The organism is Mycobacterium sp. NGS11 (assembly GCF_059813315.1).
The window spans coordinates 1-5,821 of the sequence record NZ_JCALEJ010000054.1; the positions used below are offsets into that span (position 1 = coordinate 1).

7 protein-coding genes are annotated in these 5,821 nt (G+C 65.4%); 3 read left to right on the plus strand and 4 right to left on the minus strand.

From position 1 onward, the window contains the following. Positions 1-1,213, plus strand: a 1,213-nt coding sequence (locus AC5Y4T_RS25945) for a thioesterase domain-containing protein (RefSeq protein ID WP_499956121.1), incomplete at its 5' end; no start/stop codon positions are given. A 36-nt stretch (positions 1,214-1,249) separates the two neighbouring features. On the opposite strand, the gene AC5Y4T_RS25950 is transcribed toward AC5Y4T_RS25945, so the two are convergent. Then, positions 1,250-1,552 carry a protein UsfY gene (locus AC5Y4T_RS25950; RefSeq protein ID WP_499916817.1) on the minus strand — a complete coding sequence of 101 codons (303 nt, stop codon included), beginning with the start codon at positions 1,550-1,552 and terminating at the stop codon, positions 1,250-1,252. A gap of 105 nt (positions 1,553-1,657) precedes the next feature. Continuing rightward, a complete protein-coding gene (locus tag AC5Y4T_RS25955) occupies positions 1,658-2,482 on the minus strand; it encodes a DUF732 domain-containing protein (protein WP_499956123.1) in 825 nt (274 codons plus the stop codon). A 295-nt stretch (positions 2,483-2,777) separates the two neighbouring features. Between AC5Y4T_RS25955 and AC5Y4T_RS25960 the strand changes: the two genes are divergently transcribed. After that, a complete protein-coding gene (locus AC5Y4T_RS25960; RefSeq protein ID WP_499917625.1) occupies positions 2,778-3,578 on the plus strand; it encodes a lytic transglycosylase domain-containing protein in 801 nt (266 codons plus the stop codon). Positions 3,579-3,626: 48 nt separating this feature from the next. On the opposite strand, the gene AC5Y4T_RS25965 is transcribed toward AC5Y4T_RS25960, so the two are convergent. Together AC5Y4T_RS25965 and AC5Y4T_RS25970 are read right to left on the minus strand one after the other, a co-directional pair. Further along, positions 3,627-4,295 carry a S1 family peptidase gene (locus AC5Y4T_RS25965; RefSeq protein ID WP_499916821.1) on the minus strand — a complete coding sequence of 223 codons (669 nt, stop codon included), beginning with the start codon at positions 4,293-4,295 and terminating at the stop codon, positions 3,627-3,629. A gap of 89 nt (positions 4,296-4,384) precedes the next feature. After that, the gene (locus AC5Y4T_RS25970) at positions 4,385-5,260 is read right to left on the minus strand and encodes an alpha/beta fold hydrolase (RefSeq protein WP_499916822.1); all 876 of its coding nucleotides are present in this window, start codon (positions 5,258-5,260) and stop codon (positions 4,385-4,387) included. A gap of 126 nt (positions 5,261-5,386) precedes the next feature. On the opposite strand from AC5Y4T_RS25970, the gene AC5Y4T_RS25975 reads away from it, so the two are divergent. After that, the coding region (locus AC5Y4T_RS25975) for an amidase family protein (protein ID WP_499956125.1) at positions 5,387-5,821 on the plus strand (435 nt) is incomplete at its 3' end.

The window sequence follows — 5,821 nt, forward strand, 5'->3', positions numbered from 1 at the left end:
GGCCAAACGCCTGATCGGCTACATCACCGGGCACGCCGACCCCGCGACCCTGCGCAGCGCGCTGGCCGAACACCTGCCCGCCTACATGATCCCGGCCGCCATCATCGCCATCGACGCTCTCCCGTTGACCGCCAACGGCAAGCTCGACACCCGCGCCCTGCCCGCCCCCGACTACACCGACACCGAGCGTTACCGCGCCCCCTCCACGGCCACCGAGGAAATCCTGGCCGGCATCTACGCCGACATCCTCGGCCTCGAACGAGTCGGGGTCGATGACTCATTCTTCGAGCTCGGCGGCGACAGCATCTCGGCGATGCGAGTCATCGCCGCGATCAACGAAGCGCTCGATACCGACCTTGCGGTGCGCACCCTGTTCCACGCGCCATCCGTGAGGCGCTTGAGCCTGCAGGTGGGCAGGCAGACCAGCGAGCCCGAAGTTGTGCCTGTCGAGATCCTCAAGGAGGGTACGGGTGTTCCGCTGTTCTGCATCCATCCCGGGGGCGGAATGAGTTGGCCGTATCAGCGTCTTGGTCAGTACCTGGAATGCCCGATCGTTGGAATTCAGCAACTCTTAGAGGCCGAAGAAGCTGAACCTCGGACAATTCAGGAGATGGCGAAGAACTACGCCGACAGAATTCAAAGGATTAGCCCCAGCGGACCCTACAATCTTCTGGGCTGGTCTTTCGGCGGCGTCGTCGCGCATGAAATCGCCATCGAGCTGCAGCAACGCGGATGCGCAATCGGACGCCTCATCCTTTTCGACGCTCAAGTCCGTCTCGACGACAGCGCGACACTACCCAGCCACCCCCTAGAGGACAAAGAGACTTTGGAAGAAGTCTTGCGTTTCTACGGCATAGACCTTTCCGAGGAGGATGAGCCGCTCACCTATGAGCGCCTAGAAGAAATAATGGTTCAGCGAGGAATCACGGAGTTTCCGCGGCTCAAGCGGCTTGTCGATTGGCTCATTCAAAATCTCAATGGCAACGTAAAGCTGCAGCGGGCCCACGAACCCCGAATTTATGGCGGTGACATGACCATATTCGTCGCTGCGCCGGGTGATAGCGAGCGCAGTGCGTCATTCACACAGAGCTGGCGCCCTTACGTCGTCGGCGACATCACCGAGTATGCGGTCGATTGCGCACATGAGAATATGTTGACTGTCGAATCGCTCAGCCTTTATGGCGAACAGCTCAAACTTTTACTTGAACCATAAAACCAGGTGCGGCTTCGAATGCGGCGGTGAATTCGATCAGCCCGCCAGGTTTTCGTGTTCTTTGCTGTTCCAGTCGCTGTCAAGTTTCCGGACTCGCCGTGCTTCCACCCATAACCAGGCCCCGCCCGTCGCCAGAGCCAGCAACGAAATGACGGCGGCGATGAGCGCGTTCCCGTATTGGCAGTGCGCCAAGCACGCAAGGCAGAGCCCGTACGCCACCAGTCCGACCGCCATCAAAAGCAACGCGGGCTCTTTGGCCGGACTTTTCAGCGCTTGTCCCACCAGCGGGCGACTCGTGCGCTGGTGGTCAACGGGATCGATCGAGGTGATGTAACGCATGAGGGCCTCCTCCGCTGTGAGGCTACTAACCCATGATAGCGAAAACAATAACTACAGGTCACTATTTCCACACGCATTTTTCGGACGGCCTGCCGACGGCGCCGGTCACGGTCGGCCCGGTATGCCCGGCAGACCATCTTGAATGTCTTTGAGATTCCCTTGAATGCCTTGCAGCTTCTGCTCAATGGCCTGCAGATCAGACAGCGTGTTCTGATAGGCCGGCGAGATCTGGTCAGGGGTCGTAGGTCGGGACTGGGGGCAATAGGAAGCAATGGCACCCGCGGTTACGGCGGTGCTCTGATCGGCATTCCATACGGATGTGCGCTGCACGAACCCGACGGCGTCCGCGAAGTTCGGTTGGTGCGCCAGGAAATCGCACACCGCATGCCCTTGCGCCAGCACGTAATCCTGGCTGGGAACTGGCACGCCTTCCTGCTTCAGCACGGAGACGAACGCCGCGTCAATAGCGCTGATCGCGGGAGCCGACGGCTTCGGCGCGGCCGGCGTGAAGGGCGCGGCCGGCGTCGGGGGCGCGGCAGGTGTGAAGGGCGCGGCCGACGGCGGGGGGTCCTCCGGCTGCGCGGACGAATCCTGGCGGTGGAGTGCGAACATCACCAGCACGGCGGCGACGACGGCCACCAGAGACAGCGGCAGCGCGGCGAAAAGGCCGAAGCGGCGCAGCGCGGCAACCTTTTGTCGCCGCGACGCGATGGCGCGGATTCTGCTGCCGCGCGACCGTGCGGCGGCGACGACCTCGGTCTCCCAGACTGCAAACGGATCGAGCTCAGACGTGCCGGCGCCGTGGGCCAGGATTTCGTCGAGCAGTTCGTCGGCCTCTACGGACGATGGCCTACCACCCTGCTCGCGGATCGCTTGGCGCCGCAGCGCGATGAGCCGCAATTCCGAGTCGATCTTCTCGCGGTCGCGCATACCAATCAGTTTGAGAGTGCCGCGCAATTGTGACAACTCCCTGCGAACAAAAGACCGCCGCCGCATTGATGTCCGATGCTCGGATGCGACAGACTCGCGGTAACCCAACTACGGAACGGTGGGATTCGAGGCATTGGACGCACGCATCACCGCGAGTCGTGACTGGCGCACCGCGTCACTTGTCGTTGGGGCGATCGTGTTCGCGCTCGCCGGTTGTTCGGCGCCGCATCCCGACTCCGCGACCGGACCGACCACGGCCGCGCACGTCCCCGCGCCTCCGGCGCTGACGACACGGATGGTGCCCGCCGACTCAGGCACGCCGGGCGCGCAGCCTCGCCTGGCGTCGGACCCCACGCAGTTGGCCGACGACCTGGTGGCCGACGAGCGCGCGCTGCGCGATCCAGGGACACTGGACCCGGCGCTGACGGCGGCGGCGCATCGCGAGCAGGCGGCCTACCGCGCCATCGGGCGCCACCCCGAGTGGGACGCCACCACGCGCCCGCGTATCCCACCGGAGCTGGCTGATGTCTACGACCGCAACGTCGACGCCCGCCGCCAGCTCACCGCGCTGACCCCGGTGCGAGAAACGCTGCCGGCGTGGCGCATCACGCCGCCGGCGCCGGCCGACGAGCTGATGAACTACTACCGCCAGGCGGAGTCCGAATCGGGGGTCAGCTGGAATTACCTGGCCGCGATCAACTTCGTCGAGTCGCGCTTCGGCAGCATCGTTGGCGCGAGCACCGCCGGCGCGCAGGGACCCATGCAGTTCCTGCCCTCGACGTTCGCCGGCTACGGCCAGGGTGGCGACATCCACTCGCCCCACGACAGCATCCTGGCGGCGGGCCGTTACCTGGCGGCCAACGGGTTCGCCACGGATCGCGATCACGCCATTTACGGGTACAACCACGCCAACCAATATGTGCGCGCGGTCGACGATTACGCGGCGCTGATCGCCGCCGACCCCGCGACGTTCGCCACGTACTACCGGTGGGACGTCTACTGTCTGACGACGGCGGGCGATGTGTTGCTCCCCATCGGTTACGACGCATCGTCGCCGATCCCGGCCGCCGATTACGTGGCCGCCCACCCGCAGTAAACGGCTTTCAGGTGCGAACGGATCCCCGCTCACCGCGGCGAGCGCCACTCACGGAAGCACCCGAAGTCCCCACTTGCCCAGCAGCGGATTGATGAGCATGAAGTACGTCGTGTAGTCGTCGCCGTCGGGCGATGACATCAACAGACCGACCGCGCTGACGGTGCCGTCCGGGTTCATCACGAAGCCTGGACTGCCGCTGTCGCCGTCCAGGCTGAACACGCTGGCCTCGACGACGTCACCGTTGATGCTTTTGACGGCACCGCACGTCTCGCCGGTCACCGCGCCGATCTTGCAGAACGGCATGCCGGCCTGAATCTGCTGGCGGCTCAACACATCCCGGACCTGATACCTGCCGCCGACGTCGCCTATCGGCATCCCGACGCTCGGCTCCAGACGGATGATCGCGGCGTCTCGCTTGTCGCCGTCGTGCTCGCTGGCGGAGATCCTGCCCAGCGGAGCGTCGTTACCGTACGTCCATTCCGTGCCGTCGTGTGAGTCGCAGTGCCCGCTCGTCATCAGATAGTAACTGCCGTCGGATCCCTGCGCCGCGAATCCGGCTGTGCACCTGCCGGATTCATGATCGACTCCGATGCCCGGCGCGGGGGGCGGCGACGGCAGAGCCGGGGGCGGCGCTGCGGGAGCGGTTTTCGCCACCGCTGTCGCGATCACCATCACAGCCCCTAAGAGTACCGGCCCCCGCAACCACCGTATGGTCACGCCGTCCCTTTCTCCCTTGCGCCCGCCAGATAGTAGCAGGGCTGCCGACCTGAAATGAGTTGGCGGCCAACTTTTTCCACGCATGCGGTTCATCCGGCATCGACGTGCCGGGCAAGGAAGTCCAGCACAGCACCGGCAAAGACGTCGTTGCGGTCGCCCGCCACCATGTGTCCCGCGCCGCGAACATCGGTGAATTCGACCTGCGGGAAACGCGCGAGGAATTCGTCGGCGCGCTCCTGGCTGACCAGGTCGCTCATCTGGCCGCGGACCAGCAGCATGGGCACCCCTCCGCGCAGGATAGCGCCGACGGCGGCGTGCATCCGGTCCGGGTCGGTCACCTCGAAAGGCGGGAAAGCCGCAGTGCCGCTGATGAATTGAGGGTCCCAATGCCAGTACCAGCGATCGCCGCGGCGACGCAGATTGGTGGTCAGGCCTTCCAGATCGGTTGGTCGCGGCCGGTGCGGGTTGTATTCGGCGATGGCGTCGGCGACCTCGTCGAGTGAGCTGAAGCCCGACTCCACGCGGTCGGCCATGAAGGCATGTATCCGGTTCGCGCCGGACTGGTCCATGTTCGGCACGATGTCCACCAACACGACCGCGCTGGCGATGCCCGGGCACAGCTCCCCGGCGAGGAGCATTGATGTGAACCCTCCCAAGGATGCACCGACCAGCACCGGCCGCGGGGGCAGCGTGCGCAGCACTTCTTGGACGTCGGCGGCGAAACTGACGACGCGGTAGTCGCCGTCGTCGGACCAGTCCGATTCGCCGTGGCCACGCAGGTCGACGGTGACGGCCTGCCACCCCTGTGCCGCCACGGCAGCGGCCGCCTTCCCCCAGGACCGGCGGGTCTGTCCGCCGCCGTGCAAGAACACCACCGCGCGCGCCTGCTGATCCCCCAAGCGGTCAGCGACGATCTGCACCCCGCCGGGGCCCTGGATCGTGAACGGTTCAGCTGCCGCGGGCATCAGGTGATACTAAGGCGCCCCCCACGCAAAGCTCGCGTTGGCTTAACGTCGACAGCGTGCAGCGGCGTTGATCGCGCAGAGGGTGATGCCCGCGCTACGTAAGCCCACCGAAGCGAAGGAGCACTCGTGCACCTTGACGAGTACATGTCGTTGGATGCGACCGCGCTGGCCGACCTGGTCTCGCGCAAGCAGGTCACCCCGGCCGAGCTCCTCGCGTTGGCGCGGCAGCGAGCGGACGAGGTGAATCCGCGGCTGAACGCCATCGTCTGCCGCCTCGACGACGTGGCCGACCGGCAGGCCGCCGACCTCAACCTGAGCGGACCGTTCGCCGGTGTGCCGTTTCTGCTCAAAGACCTCGGTCAGGAATACCGCGGCTTTGCGACCTCGTGCGGCTCGCGCTCGCTGGCCCATGACGTGGCCGACCGGCATGCCCTTGTCACCCAGCGGTTCCTGGACGCGGGCCTGGTGATCTTCGGCAAGACCAACACCCCGGAGTTCGGGGCCAAGGGCGTGACGGAACCCGACTATTGGGGGCCGGCCCGCAATCCGTGGAACACCGGG

Bases quoted from the DNA above. Each gene is read 5' to 3' on its own strand.
- AC5Y4T_RS25950 (WP_499916817.1), bottom strand. From the start codon at position 1,552: ATGCGTTACATCACCTCGATCGATCCCGTTGACCACCAGCGCACGAGT.
- AC5Y4T_RS25955 (WP_499956123.1), bottom strand. From the start codon at position 2,482: ATGCGCGACCGCGAGAAGATCGACTCGGAATTGCGGCTCATCGCGCTG.
- AC5Y4T_RS25960 (WP_499917625.1), top strand. From the start codon at position 2,778: ATGGTGCCCGCCGACTCAGGCACGCCGGGCGCGCAGCCTCGCCTGGCG.
- AC5Y4T_RS25970 (WP_499916822.1), bottom strand. From the start codon at position 5,260: ATGCCCGCGGCAGCTGAACCGTTCACGATCCAGGGCCCCGGCGGGGTG.